We start from the raw sequence: 15,893 nt of genomic DNA on the forward strand, positions 1-15,893 counted from the left end.
ATGACTGGCTCCTCCATTTATCTATCGACTGGCGAGCGTGCGATCTCACACGCCGAGCACTTGCCGGCATCCCTCCAATTACGGGCGTTCATTCCGTTTCTGATCGCGTCACTGGTGATCGCCGCTTCGTACGGGACGAGTTTTCTCCTGCCCGAGTACCTGCAATCCCTGGGCATGAAGAGCGATGTCGCCGGCGCCGTGATTTCGAGCGGCATGGTCTCGACCATGATCTGCTGCTGCATGGCTGGGCGCATAGCCCAGCGTATCGGTGTCATGCCGACCGTCGCGCTGGCCTCGCTCGTCATGGCAGGCAGCATGCTCTGCTTCGCCGCTGCGCCAATGGACATTCGTGCCGTCTATGCAGGCGGTTTGCTGTTGGGCGCTGGGTGGTCCGTGTTCTTCATACTCGCGCCGCTGCAAATCATCCATCATCTGCGCCCCAACGCGCGTATCCAGTACCTGACCTTCGTCTCCGGCACGCAAATGGCCGGCCTCGGCATGGCGGCGCCTTTGAGCCGCCTGATCGCCCAACATACCGGCTCGATCGCGCTGGCCTACCTTCTGTTCGCTGCGGCATGCGCGGTGTCGGCAGTCTGCGTCAAGGTCGCCACCGAGGCGATGAGGGATAGGTCCTGTTTGCCGATGACGCGCATGGCCATTACCGCGACCGACACGTTGGCCCTGCTCAGGGCACGAACAGCAGTGCCGATCGCAATGATCGCACTGGCAGCCTGTGTCTTCGCCGGGCTGGCGACTTACCAGACACCCTATGCCGTCTCGCGTAACCTCAGGCCAGACCTGTTCTTCCTGACGTTCACGATAACCAGCGTGGCACTGCGCTTGTCGCTCGCGAGAACCATGGGACGCATCAAGCCCGCGCGCCTGGCGCTCGCATTGTTTTTGCTGACCGGCGCCTCGCTCGTACTGTTCCTGTTGAACCACGGCAGCACGACGCTTTATATCGTCGCTACCGCGCTATTCGCCACCGGCTACGGACTGAGCTACTCGACCCTGAACGGCATGGCCGTGAACCTCGCCGGAGACCACGGCGTTTCGGTGCCGGTGACTTCGCAAATCTTTACGCTTGCCTATTTCATCGGTCTGTTCGGATGCCCTTTCCTATGTGGCGCCCTGATTCACGTTTTCGGCGCCGATGCAATGCTCGTCGTCCTGCTAGGCGCCGTACTCGCCAATGTGGGGCTACTCGGCGTCATGCGCATGAAGGCGCATTTCGCCGCCTGACTTCTCCTTGAAAACTCCGTTCTTTAACGAGGTGGTTCGTATGCTGAATGAAACGCAAAAATCCAAGTGGCACGAAGATGGATATCTAAAAGTAGAGGGCTTTTTCGATCCGGTCACCCGCGAAAAGATTTCTGCTCTGGTCAACGATGTCTCGCGGTGGGAAATCAGCGACAACAAATGGATGATGTGGTTCGAGAAGACCGAGGACGACCGCAGGATCGTGTCAAAGATAGAGAACTTTTTGGACTTCAACAACGAGCTGCGCGACTTGTTGCTGGCCGACAAGCGCGTCCAGACGGTCGTCGAATCGCTTCTCGATGAAGATACCCGCATGCTCAAGGAACTGCTCATCTTCAAGTACCCGGACAGCGGCGGGTATCATCCGCATCAGGACATCTATCACATCCCGCACAACATTCCTGAACGCATGGTGCATGCCGTTGTCGCCATCGGCATCGACGATTCCGATCCGGACAACGGTGGCCTGTTCTTCAGTCCGGGCAACCATCAGAAAGGTGTGTTTCCGATGGACGCCGGCGGCGTGATTCATCCGGAGGTGGCCGAGACGTTCAAGTGGGAACCCGTGCCCTGGAAGGCCGGCGACATCTTCGTCTTCGACGACTACGCGCCGCACTATTCGCAGCCCAACAAAAGCAACCGTTCGCGCCGCACGCTCTATCTGGTGTTCCAGCGCGCCTCAACTGGTGGCCCCACGCGTACGGAATACAACAAACTGAAGCGTGCCTACAACCCACCCGAAGGCAAGGAATCGGATATCCACGATCTGAAGCCGCCAAATGGCATTTTCTATCGCACCTAATGTAATTCACCGGAGGATGTGCGTGTACACAAAGCAGATTGACCAATCCATGATGCGGCCGGAATACGGCGTTCTTGTTTGCCGGCTGCTCGAACATCTGCCCGCTGGCCTGACAACAGCGTTCGGCACGTCGATTGTTGAGGTCGTGCCGGCGGGCGCTGTCAATCTGCACTCCCATTCCGAGCATGAACTGTGGATACTCATTTCAGGCAAGGGAGTCTTCGAGGTGCATGGTCAGGCGCGGCCAGTCGCAGATTCAACGCTGCTCTATATCGAGCCGAATCAGGAGCACGCGATTCGCAATACCGAGCCGGCAGCGAGCCTGAAATTTCTATCGATATGGTGGGGCTAACGTGAACACACGCACTTTTTTCGTTTGCCCCGCACCGCCCTGCCCGAACGGCAAACTGCATCTCGGCCATATTGGCGGGGTCTATCTGCTCACCGATCTTTTCGTTCGCTTTCAACGCATGAGAGGTCACCTCGCCTACCACGTGACAGGTGCGGACGAGCATGGCACCTACACAGTAGTGAAGGCGCGCAAGCTCGGTCGCCCGATTGACGAAGTCGCGCAGTTGCATATTGACGAGATAATGGATTGCTTGCGGGCAATGCACATCGAGCCCGATGTCTTCATCAGAACAACCGACGCTACGCACAAGCAGAACAGTCTGAAGATCTTTCGCGAACTGGAAGCCGCAGGCTACATTGATGTGCGTGATGGCCATCAACTCTACTGCGAAAACTGTGACGAGTTCGTGGCCGATTCGCTTGCCGTCGGCCTCTGCCCCGCGTGCGATGCGTCCACCGACAGCAACTTGTGCGAAAACTGCGGTTTGGCGCAACAGCACTCGAAGTTGCGAACGCCAGTCCACACGTCGTGCGGCAAACCGCTATCGCTTCGCCCCATCGAACAGGCGGTTTTCGACATCCCTCGCATGGCAGCCATGCTTGACGGCGCGATCAAGGGGAGTGAATGGGATCAAACGATCCAGCGTGAAGCGCGTGCATGGTTGCGTGACGAATTGCGGCCGCTGCCTATGTCGCGTATTTTCGACCGGGGTGTGACACTTGAAGCACCCGCGAAGATTGCGGGGCAAACGTTGATGACGTGGTTCGAAGGGCTTTGGTGTTTCGAGACGGGGATCCGCTTGCAGTGCGCGCGCGACGAGGTCAACTACGACACCGTGATGCGCGCCCCCGATACACGCCTCCTGTTTTTCATGGGCCAGGATAACCGCTTCTACTACACCATCGGCGTGACTGGCAGCCTGCTTGCGCGCGGCTATCCGCTTCCGGCAAATCATTCGATACAGGACTTCTACAAATTGGAGGGCGAGAAGTTCTCGACCAGCCGCGACCACGCACTCTGGGCAGATGAAGTATCCCGGCAGGTCGACCCGAGTGTGTTGCGCTATGCGCTCGCTCGGATTGCCAAGCCGTTCGGCACCAACAATAACGATTTCCAGATCGGCGAACTGATCCGGTCGGCTTCGCACATCCTTGCGTGGGAAAGCGCCCTCCGCCGCGATTCACTGCACTCGGCGAATATCGATGGAAACGGTCTTACGCCGGCGCACGACGACATAGTCCAACGTTATATCACCGCGATGGACCAGGTACGCTTCTGGAACGCCCTCGATCTGATTGACGAATACTTCGTCGCGACGGTCTTCGGCACGAGCCCGGAAACGTGGCGGCCGGTGCACGTATCCGTCTTTCTGAGCATGCTCCATCCCGTGATGCCAGTGCTGGCCGAACGCTATGGAAACGTGTTCTTTGGCGAGAATTGGACACCAGCACTCGGCGCAAACGCCACGCTATTGGCTACGCCTCCCAGAGCGACGGCCGAATTTCCGCCGTTCGGAATGCCGATTGCCGACTCGTTCATCCGCCAATATCAATCGCGCTTCCAGCGCGCCGTCGATGCCGCGTAACCCACGATGGAGCCAGTCATGTCGATGCGCAGTCGCACTTCGCTCAGTTATGGGGTATTCGACTACACCTCAGGCAAGGACACAGTCAACTTCGCGTATGGGCTTCCCGATCCTTTGACGTTCGCCCGCTTGCAATGGCCGGACCCGCTTACCGTCGAGACCGGCGTCAGCATCTCCGACCTACCGCAGTACACCGACGCCTATGGCCTTCCAGAACTGCGCGGACAGCTTGGCCAAAGGTACCGGTTGGCGCGCGGCAATGTCATTCTGACGAACGGCGCTTCACAAGCCCTGCAACTGCTCGCCGATGCTTTTATCGACCCAGGAGACGTCGTGCTGACCGAGGACCCGTCCTATCTCGGTGCGTTGCGCATCTTCTCTATTGCGGGCGCCACGGTGGTTCAAGTAGGTGCGGATCCCTCGGGCGTCGACCTCGATCTGCTCGAACAAGCATTGCTGCACGCAAAGGGGCGAGCCAAGTTGTACTACACCACTCCGGCGTTCCACAATCCGACTGGACAATACTTTGCACACCGGCATATGGTCGAGGTGGAGGCTCTACTGTCCCGCAACGGCGTGCGGCTGGTGCAGGACCTGGTTTATAGCGAGTTGCCCTATGATTGCGCGTCACCCGAGATTCTGCAGGCGGGTGGTAACATCATCAATGTGCATAGCTTCTCCAAAATCTTAGGCCCCGGTCTTCGCGTAGGCTGGGTGCTGGCCGAGCCGGAAATTGTCGACCGCTTAGCCCACCTGAAATGCGATGGAGGTGTGAGTCCCATTGTAAGCAATATGGCGCTCGCCTTATTGCAGTCGTCGTCTTTGGACGCTCACGTCGAACACCTAAGGACGCACTACCGGAGCAAGCGCGACGCAATGCATAGGCTGTTACAGGCCTGCCGATTCTGCAAACCGGATTACGAGATTCCGAGTGGAGGATTTTCGTTCTGGGTCTCGCTTGCCGAAGGCGTCGATTCCGCCGAATTGGTCGGCGAGGTGCGCCGGAAGCACAATGTGAAACTCGTCGAAGGAAAGCACCATGGACCGTGCGGTGCAGCCCGTGTACGGTTAAGCTTCAGCTATCTCCAACCGCGTTTGATCGAGCGCGGCTTGGCTCAGATAGACGATGCGCATGCGAGCCTTCTGACATCGACGCGCTTTAAGCGGCGTGGCTAGAGAATGCCAAGTACTACGGATAGTCGGTGCGAGATGTACAGATCATCGCTGAAAAGGTTCGTATACGAACAGAAGACCGTCCATAGATCGAACTCGTCGCCATAGAGCACAGAGTCAAAAAGAAAGATACCTGCATCGCGAGGACCAAAGCCAATCAAGCGCACTATCTCGACTACGCGACCGGCGATCATTTCCCCACTCCCGGAGGCTCTTTGCGGTCGCCCCACCGTCATCAAGACAAGCAGGTAATGCCGGATCGCGGATCGAACCTTGAAATTCTTCGCGCTCGAGACGTACGGATCATCGTGAGCTATAAGGCCGGGCAGGACGCGCTCTGGATCTGTCGCGCGCTGCAGCCCCCGACACATTGAGTGCCATGTCGTCGATCCGGCCAGCATTCCGGTCGAACGCCATCGGTCGACCTCGATTCCGCGTTCGGCCATCATCTCCTCCAGATGACGCAGACTCAGTGGATACGCGACATACCAGCGCACACACGTCGGAATCACTTCCAGTGGATAATGCAGGCGCTTCAGCACCTTGGCCAACCTCGGGTTCGGCATCTTCATCGATTCACTTATCAGCGACTTTGTATCAGCCAGATCCAGTCCAACAATCGCTATCTTCATGATGAACACTCCTTTTCCGTGGATATCACGACCTCTCCGCTCTGACATAAATCTCTCGCTGCGCAGCGGGAGTCGTCCATCACATCAGAACGCACGGCGAAACGGCCGACGTACAGCGCAAAGCGTTCGCGTTCGCGGAAAGCTAATTCGCGGTTGACACGAGTCAACCAACTTCTGACTGCCTCGTGTACATTGGACGCACTGCTGCCGCGCACACATTTGCCGCAGCCTCCCGTTGCACGCATGCGGACCGCTTCATCACGTCAGGAGAGCCATCATGGCAGGAAAATCCGTCACACCCTTCGATCTGTACCGCGCGAATCTCTCGTTTGCGCTGCAAATGGGGAGTTTCAGCCACGAAGCCCGGCAGTGGGTTTCCGAGTTCGAGATGCAGCGCATCCGGCGCGATCTGGCGGCGGCGCATGCCATTCGCAACGCGGTGTCGACCGCTCATGACTGGAGCGAACTCTCGGCGTCTTACCAGTCCGCGGTGCGCGATTACATGGCGACCACCACAAACCTCTGGCAGCAAGGGCTGGACTCTGCCGTGCGGCTGCAAAGCGGATTTAGCGAAGGCCTGCGCGAAGCGTCGGCGACCTGGCAATCGGCCTGGAGCGAGCAATGGCCGACGCATGCCCCCATGAATCCGCTCATGCTGCCGTGGCAGGAATGGCTGCGACGTATGGAAAGCACGGCGGCGGGCATGGCCTGCGGACAAGCGGGCCGAGGCGGCGTCTCCAGTCAGGTTACGCCGGAGACTTCGGCTAAATCGCCGGCCTCCAGCAACCGTCCGAAGCAGGGCGAGCATCATGCCGGCTAAGCGCGTAGCTTTCATTACCGGTGGCATGGGTGGCTTGGGCGCCGCGATCAGCCGGCGTCTTCACGATGCGGGCATGGTGGTCACCATGTCGCACTCCGAGCGCAACGATCACGTTGCCACCTGGCTCATCCATGAACGCGATGCCGGTCGCCATTTCGTCGCCTATGAGGCCGACGTCTCCAGCTTCGATTCGTGCGCCCATTGCGCCGAGCGCGTGCTCGCCGAATTCGGTACGGTGGACATTCTGGTGAACAACGCGGCCATCACCCGCGACTCGACTTTTGTCAGGATGAACAAGGAAGATTGGGACAAGGTGCTGCGCACCGATCTCGATTCCATGTTCAACATGACCAAACCGCTGCTCGGCGGAATGCTCAAGCGGCAGTTCGGGCGGATCGTCAATGTCAGTTCGGTGAACGGCGCGCGCGGCGCGTTCGGCCAGACCAATTACGCGGCGGCCAAGGCAGGCATTCACGGCTTCACGATGTCGCTCGCGCTGGAGGTGGCCAGACACGGCGTGACCGTCAACACGGTATCACCTGGCTACCTTGCCACGGCGATGACCGCGGCGGTCCCAAAGGACGTGATGGAAACGAAGATCCTCCCGCAGATTCCGTTGGGCCGCCTCGGTCAACCGGACGAAATCGCAGCCCTAGTAGACTTTCTCTGTTCTGACGACGCCGGTTTTGTCACCGGCGCGGATTTCGCCATCAACGGCGGCATGCACATGCGATGAAAGACGACAATCTGGCGCGCGTCACACAACTTCCGGCTAGGACAGCGGCATTGCCCGGCCAACGGGCAGGACTCGGCGCGGTGCCTGCCTCATGATTCGAGGCTAGGAGGCACGGACGGTTCATACGGCGGTTCTGGTGCAAATGGCTGGTCAGGCCGATATTTTTCCTATCGGTATGGATACCTTATCGATTGAAAAGGACGGCATTCCAGACAGCGGGAGCAGCGGTATCTTTAAGCCCGAGCATGGAGAAGTTGAACTGAACCTTGCGAATATGATGCGTCAATTCGATGCCTGAAATCGTGGTCATGGCATTCCTGAATCGTTTGAAGCCGAGCATCAGGTTCGTTCTGAACTTGATGTTTCGATGATCCTGCTCGATCAGATTGTTGAGGTACTTCGAGGACCGGATCTTTGTGCCCTTTGGCAGCAGGCCGTCGGCTTTCATTTTCACGCACCGCCCGGTGTGAGGCGGCATACCGATCGAGCGTGATCGTCTCCGGCGCCTGGCCCTGATGTTTGATTGCCTCGCTGAAAAAGGCTTTGGCCGCGACCACGTCACGTTTCGCTCTGAGCATGAAGTCTATCGTCTGGCCGGCTCGATCTACCGCACGGTACAGATAGACCCATTTGCCACCAACCTTCAGGTAGGTTTCGTCAACGCGCCATGACCGCCCTGTGGGTATGCCAAAACGATTCCAGCGCCTGACGAACTCCGGCGTGAAGCGCTTCACCCAACAGTCCACGCTGTGCGCGATGGCATCGGGCACAGCTGAACGACGACCCGAGGTGTTCTGTGCCACGTGCGGCGTGACCTTCATCTGCTGGCACGCTTCGATGAATTCCTGCGCGTCGTAACCCTTGTCCGCACCCAGCGTGATTGGCGCAGCCGCATCGCGCGCCGTTTGCCGCGCATCGTTGATCATGACCTTGGCCGCATCACGTTCGGCATGCCCGTCAGCACGACTCACGCGGGCGTTGACCACCAGTCCATGACGGTCGTCAGTCAGCGTGTGGCCCATGTAACGCAGTTCGCTAGCCGTCTTGCCCTTGCGGTAAAGCCGTGCATCGGGATCGGTCCGGGACTCGTGCGTGTCATTGCTTCGCCTGCTATCCCTGAAGCCGCCGTCGCCACTGCCACCGTCGTTATCGCTGTCGTCACTGTCCTTGCGCACAAAGCTCTTGTGCCCCGCCCACGCCTGGATCAGCGTGCCATCCACGCTGAAGTGCTCGCCCGACAACCAGTTCTTCTTCTGCGCGATGGCCAGCACTTCGTTGAAGAATTCGACCACCGCGTCGTGCCGGATTAAACGTTCGCGGTTCTTCGTGAACACCGTCGGCACCCACACTGAATCGTCCATCGACAGGCCGATAAACCATCGAAAAAGCAGATTGTATTGCGTTTGTTCCATGAGCTGGCGTTCGGACCTGATGCTGTACAGCACCTGCAGCAGCATCGCCCGCAGCAGTTTCTCTGGCGCGATGCTTGGCCGACCTCCCTTGGTGTCAGCCTCATACATTCCGGCGAACAACCGGTCCATCTTCGCCAGCGCCTCATTCGCCATGACGCGAATCGAGCGCAGCGGATGCGAGTCCGGAACGAAATCGTCCAGCTTACGCACGGAAAACAGACTTTCGGTGAACGTGTCGGCGCCGCGCATGATCTCCTTGGGGGGCAGGTGAGCTTCTCATATCAACGCTTTTACTATCCGTCGCGATGACTTCCGCGCGAGGTATTTCCGCAACCTGCTAAAGCCCTAACATTCTCTCAACGTTGACGCCACGCTGAAACCGCAAGGGAGGCACTTCGAAGACGAGTTGTGCAGACCTTCCTTAAGTTAAAACACGGGTTGACGCGCTTCTTGTCAGCATGCCACCATCATTTGCGCGGTGCTTAGAGTAATGCGCCCAGGCAGAGCCAGGCTGCGGTGTCCATGTAGTCTCAACGTTTTTCCCCGTCCGTGACCCGCGCGTCCCGGAGCAACGTTTCTGTCGTCCCGTTCCAAAACCTGGCGAAGTTAAGAAAGCGCCTTGTCGTGCGATGTCCTGTACGCCTACCCGGCGCATATTGGACGTCTTTTCGCGACGCCTCATAAAAACTGAATAAGGAAATTGGGAATGAAATCATTTTGCATAGAAAGTCTATGGAGGAAGATGCTGGCCGTCTTCTGGCTGGCACTATTGACCGCAACTTCAGTACACGCCACGGTCACGGCAGGCCCCGGCACCTGGAGTAGTCAACAGACCTGGGCGGCCGACACCGTCAACGGCGGAAATCTGACCGGCTATTTCTACTGGCCCGCGAGCCAGCCGAGCACGCCAAACGGCAAACGCGCCCTTGTTCTGGTGCTGCACGGATGCCAGCAAACGGCGTCGGGCGACGTCATCGCCAATTCAAACGGCGGGGGGTTCAACTGGAAAACCATCGCCGACAAATATGGCGCAGTGATCCTCGCGCCCAATGCCACTGGCAATGTCTACAGCAACCATTGCTGGGACTATGCGAACACCTCACCGACCCGCACCAGGGGGCATGTCGGCGTATTGCTCGATCTCGTGAACCGGTTTGTCACGAACGCTCAGTATGCGGTCGACCCCAATCAGGTTTATGTCGCGGGGCTCTCGTCCGGTGGCGGAATGACGATGGTGCTGGGTTGTATCGCGCCCGACGTTTTCGCTGGCATCGGCATTAACGCCGGGCCGCCGCCGGGTACGACGACGGCACAAATCAGCTATGTACCGTCAGGATATACGGCGACGACGGCGGCCAACGCGTGCCGGGCATGGGCCGGATCGAACTCGGGTAGCTTCGCTACGCAGATCGCGGGTGCCGTGTGGGGTACGTCGGATTACACCGTGGCGCAAGGCTACGGCCCGATCGATACCGCCGCATTCCGACAACTCTATGGCGGCACATTCACGCAAGGCTCCGCTGCTTCAATTGCTGGCGGAGGTACCAATACGCCCTACACGGACAGCAACGGTAAGGTCCGCACACATGAAATTACCGTTTCAGGCATGGCGCACGCATGGCCGGCCGGCGCTGGGGGCGGTAATACCAACTACGTGGACGCCACGCACATCAACTACCCGCAGTTCGTGATCGATTTCTGGACCACCAACAATCTGCGCGCGGGCAGCGGCGGCACTCAGCCAACAGGCACGCCGCCGACCGGGCTGACCGTCACGGGAACGACGCAGACGAGCGTCTCCCTGACATGGAATCCGGTGCCGAACGCGACCAGCTACAACGTCTACCGCAACAGCGCGAAGGTCGGGTCATCCACCACGACGAGTTATACCGATTCGAGCCTGATCGCGAGTACGAGCTACACTTATTCGGTGACCGAAATTGACCCGACTAGCGGAGAAAGCGCCCAATCGACAGCGATTACGGCCACGACGCAATCCGGCTACGCCTGTACCGCTACGACGGCCACCAATTACGCGCACGTGCAGGCCGGCCGTGCGCACGACGACCTTGGTACTGCCTACGCCAACGGCTCCAACCAGAACATGGGACTCGATAACGTATACTACACGAGTACTCTCGCACAAATCGCAGCAGGGTATTACGTGATCGGCAGTTGTCCATAATGGCCCGGGCCTTCCCGAGGGGCACCCGGTATCTTTCTTGCTGATCTTCACCAGCTTGCGCCCGGGTTGCGTGCGCAGCGCATTGAGGGATTCAACCATTTGCGCGCTCCTGATCGCCCCGTCGTGCGGGCGGAACAGGAAGGTGTCGACGTCGCGCGCGTTGTTCGTGCTCCTGAGCAATTGGCCCGGAGTAAACGTTTGGCGCGTTCATCCTGACAAAAGTCGAGTCGCGGGTGATGGCCGCGTTGTTCACCAGAATGTCCACCGTACCGAATTCGGCGAGCACGCGCTCGGCGCAATGGGCGCACGAATCGAAGCTGGAGACGTCGGCCTCATAGGCGACGAAATGGCGACCGGCATCGCGTTCATGGATGAGCCAGGTGGCAACGTGATCGTTGCGCTCGGAGTGCGACATGGTGACCACCATGCCCGCATCGTGAAGACGCCGGCTGATCGCGGCGCCCAAGCCACCCATGCCACCGGTAATGAAAGCTACGCGCTTAGCCGGCATGATGCTCGCCCTGCTTCGGACGGTTGCTGGAGGCCGGCGATTTAGCCGAAGTCTCCGGCGTAACCTGACTGGAGACGCCGCCTCGGCCCGCTTGTCCGCAGGCCATGCCCGCCGCCGTGCTTTCCATACGTCGCAGCCATTCCTGCCACGGCAGCATGAGCGGATTCATGGGGGCATGCGTCGGCCATTGCTCGCTCCAGGCCGATTGCCAGGTCGCCGACGCTTCGCGCAGGCCTTCGCTAAATCCGCTTTGCAGCCGCACGGCAGAGTCCAGCCCTTGCTGCCAGAGGTTTGTGGTGGTCGCCATGTAATCGCGCACCGCGGACTGGTAAGACGCCGAGAGTTCGCTCCAGTCATGAGCGGTCGACACCGCGTTGCGAATGGCATGCGCCGCCGCCAGATCGCGCCGGATGCGCTGCATCTCGAACTCGGAAACCCACTGCCGGGCTTCGTGGCTGAAACTCCCCATTTGCAGCGCAAACGAGAGATTCGCGCGGTACAGATCGAAGGGTGTGACGGATTTTCCTGCCATGATGGCTCTCCTGACGTGATGAAGCGGTCCGCATGCGTGCAACGGGAGGCTGCGGCAAATGTGTGCGCGGCAACAGTGCGTCCAATGTACACGAGGCAGTCAGAAGTTGGTTGACTCGTGTCAACCGCGAGATAGTTTTCTGCGAGCGCGAACGCTTTGCGCTGTCCGTCGGCCGTTTCGCCGTACGTTCTGACGTGACGGACGACTCCCGCTACGCAGCGAGAGAGTTATGCCAGAGTGGAGAGTGAAGCGCCCCGGGTTTTCCCTCAGGATTACGAATAATAGCACGAGCGCCGTGAATCAGAAGCGTTCGTAGTGCTGTATCGCCACGCTTGCTGATGCCCAGCAAACGTGGTTTGCCACCCGAGGAGTGCTGACGCGGGACCGGACCCGGCCATGCGGCGAGTTCACGGCCGTCCCGAAAGGCTCGGGGGCTACCGATTGATGCTGCCAGCGCGGAAGCGGTGAGCGGCCCGACTCCGGGAATCGTTTCAAGAAGTTGCCCAGCCGCATCCGTACGATGCATCGCGCGGATGCGCCCCTCCAGTTCAGTGCCTTATTGCCCAGTTCGCGTAAGTGCTCCACAAGTAACTGGATCAGGGTCCGGAACTGTTCACAAAGCTCATGCTCGCGATTGGAAAGAGCTTCGATGACCCTTTGTCCGAGCAGCCGGATGCCTTGCGGCAGGACAATACCGAACTCGCTCAGCAAACCGCGAATCTGATTGGCCAATGCCGTACGGGATTTGCTGTAACGAGCCCGGCGCGTGCCCCATGCAGTGAAAGCATCGTCTGTTGCGCCTGCGTCTTGATCGGCACAAAGCGCATGTGCTGTCGATCTACCGCCTCGCAGATTGCCTCAGCATCGGCTGCATCGGTCTTGTTGCTCTTTACGTAAGGTCGAACGAACTGCGGGGCAATCAGGCACGCCGTGTGTCCAAGCTTCGTGAGTTCCCAGCCCCAATAATGCGACGACCCACATGCCTCCATGCCGACCACGCACGGTTCAAGCTTCGCGAAAAACGCCAGTACATCAGCGCGGCGCAGTTGCTTGCGTACGACAACATGCCCCTGAGAATCCACTCCATGAACCTGGAATAGAGTCTTTGCAAGATCCAGTCCGACAGTGGCAATCTTCATGATGAACGCTCCTTTGCCGTGGAAGTCACGACTTCTTCACTTTGGCACATGCCGAACCCCGAAGGGCCAAAGCCCGCCAGAATCACCTCCAGCGGATAATGCAGGCGCTTCAGTACCTTGGCCAACCCCGGGCTCGGCGTCTTCATCGATTCACCCACCAGCGACTTTGTATCAGCCGGATTCTACCGCCCGTCTCTTAGTGAGACACAACCTGTAACCCAGATTGCGTTAGGAGTCGCCAGCGGTAGCGAACAGTCCGTGTTCCGGCTGCGCCCGTTCGTTGTCGATACACTGCACACGCCAATGGCCGGACATCAGAGCGAGGTCGCCTTCCGTGTACCACTGCACGCGTCCAGCTTCACCTTGGAAGAGTCCGTAGCAACAGTCTAGATTCAGTCCTTCTAGAACATATACTGGTGCCCTGTCGTTGGGCTCGCACACTAGCGTATTGCCGCAATCCACGTGCAGCGAGCCCCATTTAGGCAGTTCAAGTCCAAAATGACCTTCGCGCGACCATTGCCGCTTTTCCTTGTCGATCCAGAGGATTGCAAATGCCATCGGATGGGCCCGATTGAACATGTCGAGCTGGACAGTAAGACGCATGAAGATTCTCCGAACATATATTCCGCCAAGCTGAGACGTACCGAGAAAATCGCGGCGCTTGCCGCGAAATCACTGACCGAGTGCTCATTGCATCAGCGCATGCGAGTCGTACGTCTATGTCGGGCCACCCGACCGGCCCGTAGGGGTATCGCCATCTCCCCCAATGCATCTTGCGAGGAGGATCAGCGTGTGCGCGCACTGCGCGTCGCGTGTACGACAAAATGTGCAGTGACGCTCGTCACTAAGGCGGCCGGTTAGGGGGTCGGCATGCGCGGCAGCGGCGGCACATACGAATAACGCGGTATATGCGAGCTGCGAGCTGCGGGGCAGGCATTGATGGTACGCGCTCCTACGCTAGGGTACGAGTTCAGTTTACGGCCGGCCACCGACCGCGTCGTTGATCTCGATCAAGCCGAGAATGTGCGTGTATTTGACGTGTTGTGGTAGCGCCTATGCTGATGGCTGGCGCGCGGCGGTGTCCGCGCCGAATGAATTTTAAGCTAACGCGCCGACCGGGCTTTGAGCCGGGGTGGAGACCGGTCTGAAGAAAGACCGGTTGTGGATAAGTGTATGAGTTTGGGGAGTGCTTGTCCTCCTTCGTGTGAGGTGGCATTGCGCAGTAGAAGCTGCGAAGAGCGTAGCCCGTAGCGGCTTCCACTGCGCGGCAAGCAACGATCAGGCCGATTCGTTCTCGCTCGCACCGTCGGCTCTGCGCGAGCGGATATACTTCTTTGCACTGGCGCTGCTATGGCGGAAACGGTAGCTTTCGTTGCCGGTCTCCACGATGTGGCAGTGATGCGTCAGCCGGTCCAGCTATGCCATGGTCATCTTCGCCCGGCTGTTAGGCATAAGCCGCTCGAGTGCCTATTACCAGTCGCGTGGAGTCAGCGAAGCGGATCTGAAATTGATGCGCCGGATTGACGGGCTTCATCTCGAGCATCCGTTTGCAGGAGCGCGAATGCTGGCACGGCTGCTGCGTCGCGAAGGCATCAAGCTCGGACGCAGGCACGTCGGCACCCTGATGAAGCGCATGGGTATCGAGGCGCTGTATCGCAAGCCGAACACGAGCCGCAAGCATGCGGCCCACAGGATCTGGCCGTACCTGCTGCGCAACCGGAAGATCGACCGGGCCAATCAGGTCTGGGCGCTTGATACGAGCTATATCCCGATGGCGCGCGGCTTCGTCTATCTGACGGCCGTCGTGGACTGGGCGAGCCGCCGGGTGTTGGCACACCGGGTGGCGATCACGCTGGAGAGCTGCCATGCTGTCGAGGCGCTGGAGGAAGCGTTTGCGAAATGCGGCCTGCCTGAGATCGTCAACACGGATCAAGGAAGCCAGTTCACCGCAACCGAATTCACCGACGCGGTTCTCAGCCGGAAGGTTCTTCTGTCGATGGATGGGAAAGGCGCCTGGCGTGACAACGTGTTCGTCGAACGGGTGTGGCGCAGCGCCAAATATGAAGAGGTTTATTTGAAAGCGTACGACTCGGTCGGCCACGCGCGCCGCTCGATCGACAATTACCTGAACTGGTATAACCAGAATCGGCCTCATTCCAGGCTGGCCGATCAGACACCGGATGAAGCATACTTCGCCACGCTGCCAGCGATAAAATCGGCAGCTTGATTACCCAGAATTCCACTTAAAAACTCGCAGCTCCTGTCCGAACGAACGAGGCCACCTCTCTCTGCACGGCTCGATCCACCACTAGCGCCGGTCGCTCCCATGATGAATCCGCTGATGACAAAGAATATGTCGACGCCGTACGCGCCCGCCCGCAGCAGGGGCAGCGAGTTGCCAAATGCGGCAATCGTCGCGGGCGCGTGAAAGGCGACGACCAGTAGTGCCGCGAATGCGCGTAGATACTGGATCGGCAGATTTTTCCCCATATAGCACTCTCTTGTCACTGAGCTATGTCGCCGACCGGGCCAGGTTGAGCGACCAACGAATCCTTATAACTCCCTCCAATTACTTTCGCATCCTTTCGGACGGAAAAAGGAAATAGTTTGACGGGGACCGGAAAGTATTCGTTGATGCCCGTGGTTTTCGGGTCTGCCGAACCAGTCCGATTCCATGATCAATCGACGCGCTTCGGACGAAAAGGCAATAATTCCGTGATCTTCCGCGGTAGTTCGTCGCGCAGGACTCCCGTA

The 15,893-nt window shown here is 58.9% G+C and carries 12 protein-coding genes and 7 pseudogenes; 9 read left to right on the plus strand and 10 right to left on the minus strand.

Features of this window, described 5'->3' with window-relative positions:
• The 5 genes from B0G69_RS38820 to B0G69_RS38840 are packed head-to-tail and all read left to right on the plus strand — an operon-like array spanning window position 1 to window position 5,175.
• The gene (locus tag B0G69_RS38820) at window positions 1–1,242 is read left to right on the plus strand and encodes an MFS transporter (RefSeq protein ID WP_121325317.1); all 1,242 of its coding nucleotides are present in this window, start codon (window positions 1–3) and stop codon (window positions 1,240–1,242) included.
• Between the two features lie 40 nt (window positions 1,243–1,282).
• Window positions 1,283–2,062 (plus strand): phytanoyl-CoA dioxygenase family protein, encoded by a 780-nt coding sequence (locus B0G69_RS38825; RefSeq protein ID WP_121325318.1) that lies wholly within the window; start codon window positions 1,283–1,285, stop codon window positions 2,060–2,062.
• A 16-nt stretch (window positions 2,063–2,078) separates the two neighbouring features.
• Window positions 2,079–2,414 (plus strand): cupin domain-containing protein, encoded by a 336-nt coding sequence (locus B0G69_RS38830; protein WP_121325319.1) that lies wholly within the window; start codon window positions 2,079–2,081, stop codon window positions 2,412–2,414.
• A gap of 1 nt (window position 2,415) precedes the next feature.
• Window positions 2,416–3,999 (plus strand): class I tRNA ligase family protein, encoded by a 1,584-nt coding sequence (locus B0G69_RS38835; protein ID WP_121325320.1) that lies wholly within the window; start codon window positions 2,416–2,418, stop codon window positions 3,997–3,999.
• An 18-nt stretch (window positions 4,000–4,017) separates the two neighbouring features.
• Entirely contained in the window at window positions 4,018–5,175 is a 1,158-nt protein-coding gene (locus B0G69_RS38840) for a PLP-dependent aminotransferase family protein (RefSeq protein ID WP_121325321.1), read from the plus strand.
• Between the two features lie 416 nt (window positions 5,176–5,591).
• Here B0G69_RS38840 and B0G69_RS38855 read toward each other — a convergent pair.
• Window positions 5,592–5,744 (minus strand): annotated as a pseudogene (locus B0G69_RS38855) (IS6 family transposase); the annotation flags it as partial.
• Window positions 5,745–6,081: 337 nt separating this feature from the next.
• On the opposite strand from B0G69_RS38855, the gene B0G69_RS38860 reads away from it, so the two are divergent.
• Window positions 6,082–6,624, plus strand: a complete 543-nt coding sequence (locus B0G69_RS38860; protein ID WP_121325323.1) for a hypothetical protein — start codon at window positions 6,082–6,084, stop codon at window positions 6,622–6,624.
• Window positions 6,614–7,360 carry a beta-ketoacyl-ACP reductase gene (locus B0G69_RS38865; protein WP_121325324.1) on the plus strand — a complete coding sequence of 249 codons (747 nt, stop codon included), beginning with the start codon at window positions 6,614–6,616 and terminating at the stop codon, window positions 7,358–7,360. Before B0G69_RS38860 ends, B0G69_RS38865 begins: the two co-directional genes overlap by 11 nt.
• A 184-nt stretch (window positions 7,361–7,544) precedes the next feature.
• Here the strand turns inward: B0G69_RS38865 and B0G69_RS41610 are convergent.
• Window positions 7,545–8,121, minus strand: a pseudogene (locus B0G69_RS41610) (IS6 family transposase); the annotation flags it as partial.
• A pseudogene (locus tag B0G69_RS38870) lies at window positions 8,107–9,021 on the minus strand (IS5 family transposase); the annotation flags it as partial. The pseudogenes B0G69_RS38870 and B0G69_RS41610, both read right to left, overlap by 15 nt.
• A gap of 493 nt (window positions 9,022–9,514) precedes the next feature.
• On the opposite strand from B0G69_RS38870, the gene B0G69_RS38875 reads away from it, so the two are divergent.
• Window positions 9,515–10,957, plus strand: a complete 1,443-nt coding sequence (locus B0G69_RS38875) for a PHB depolymerase family esterase (protein ID WP_241991736.1) — start codon at window positions 9,515–9,517, stop codon at window positions 10,955–10,957.
• A gap of 208 nt (window positions 10,958–11,165) precedes the next feature.
• On the opposite strand, the pseudogene B0G69_RS38880 reads toward B0G69_RS38875, so the two are convergent.
• The 6 genes and pseudogenes from B0G69_RS38880 to B0G69_RS38905 form a co-directional block, all read right to left on the minus strand.
• Window positions 11,166–11,468: pseudogene (locus B0G69_RS38880) on the minus strand (SDR family NAD(P)-dependent oxidoreductase); the annotation flags it as partial.
• Complete coding sequence (locus B0G69_RS38885) at window positions 11,458–12,000, minus strand: hypothetical protein (protein WP_121325323.1); 543 nt, start codon at window positions 11,998–12,000, stop codon at window positions 11,458–11,460. The gene B0G69_RS38885 and the pseudogene B0G69_RS38880, both read right to left, overlap by 11 nt.
• A 277-nt stretch (window positions 12,001–12,277) precedes the next feature.
• Window positions 12,278–13,139 (minus strand): annotated as a pseudogene (locus tag B0G69_RS42625) (IS110 family transposase); the annotation flags it as partial.
• Window positions 13,136–13,285, minus strand: coding sequence for a hypothetical protein (locus B0G69_RS41255; RefSeq protein ID WP_158609063.1), 150 nt, complete (start codon window positions 13,283–13,285; stop codon window positions 13,136–13,138). The gene B0G69_RS41255 and the pseudogene B0G69_RS42625, both read right to left, overlap by 4 nt.
• 82 nt (window positions 13,286–13,367) lie before the next feature.
• Window positions 13,368–13,742, minus strand: a complete 375-nt coding sequence (locus B0G69_RS38900; RefSeq protein WP_121325328.1) for a DUF3564 family protein — start codon at window positions 13,740–13,742, stop codon at window positions 13,368–13,370.
• Window positions 13,743–14,417: 675 nt separating this feature from the next.
• A pseudogene (locus B0G69_RS38905) lies at window positions 14,418–14,576 on the minus strand (ATP-binding protein); the annotation flags it as partial.
• Between B0G69_RS38905 and B0G69_RS38910 the strand changes: the two are divergent.
• Window positions 14,575–15,366: pseudogene (locus tag B0G69_RS38910) on the plus strand (IS3 family transposase); the annotation flags it as partial. The pseudogenes B0G69_RS38905 and B0G69_RS38910 sit on opposite strands and share 2 nt — an antisense overlap.
• Here the strand turns inward: B0G69_RS38910 and B0G69_RS42920 are convergent.
• Window positions 15,309–15,629 (minus strand): acyltransferase family protein, encoded by a 321-nt coding sequence (locus B0G69_RS42920; protein WP_277873623.1) that lies wholly within the window; start codon window positions 15,627–15,629, stop codon window positions 15,309–15,311. The pseudogene B0G69_RS38910 and the gene B0G69_RS42920 overlap by 58 nt on opposite strands.
• Window positions 15,630–15,893: the final 264 nt, after the last annotated feature.

This window comes from Paraburkholderia sp. RAU2J, assembly GCF_003634845.1.
Taxonomy (GTDB): domain Bacteria; phylum Pseudomonadota; class Gammaproteobacteria; order Burkholderiales; family Burkholderiaceae; genus Paraburkholderia; species Paraburkholderia fynbosensis.

Coding starts and splice junctions, on each gene's coding strand:
- B0G69_RS38820 (WP_121325317.1), top strand. CDS start 1: ATGACTGGCTCCTCCATTTATCTATCGACTGGCGAGCGTGCGATCTCA.
- B0G69_RS38825 (WP_121325318.1), top strand. CDS start 1,283: ATGCTGAATGAAACGCAAAAATCCAAGTGGCACGAAGATGGATATCTA.
- B0G69_RS38830 (WP_121325319.1), top strand. CDS start 2,079: ATGTGCGTGTACACAAAGCAGATTGACCAATCCATGATGCGGCCGGAA.
- B0G69_RS38840 (WP_121325321.1), top strand. CDS start 4,018: ATGTCGATGCGCAGTCGCACTTCGCTCAGTTATGGGGTATTCGACTAC.
- B0G69_RS38860 (WP_121325323.1), top strand. CDS start 6,082: ATGGCAGGAAAATCCGTCACACCCTTCGATCTGTACCGCGCGAATCTC.
- B0G69_RS38865 (WP_121325324.1), top strand. CDS start 6,614: ATGCCGGCTAAGCGCGTAGCTTTCATTACCGGTGGCATGGGTGGCTTG.
- B0G69_RS38875 (WP_241991736.1), top strand. CDS start 9,515: ATGCTGGCCGTCTTCTGGCTGGCACTATTGACCGCAACTTCAGTACAC.
- B0G69_RS38885 (WP_121325323.1), bottom strand. CDS start 12,000: ATGGCAGGAAAATCCGTCACACCCTTCGATCTGTACCGCGCGAATCTC.
- B0G69_RS41255 (WP_158609063.1), bottom strand. CDS start 13,285: ATGAAGACGCCGAGCCCGGGGTTGGCCAAGGTACTGAAGCGCCTGCAT.
- B0G69_RS38900 (WP_121325328.1), bottom strand. CDS start 13,742: ATGCGTCTTACTGTCCAGCTCGACATGTTCAATCGGGCCCATCCGATG.
- B0G69_RS42920 (WP_277873623.1), bottom strand. CDS start 15,629: ATGGGGAAAAATCTGCCGATCCAGTATCTACGCGCATTCGCGGCACTA.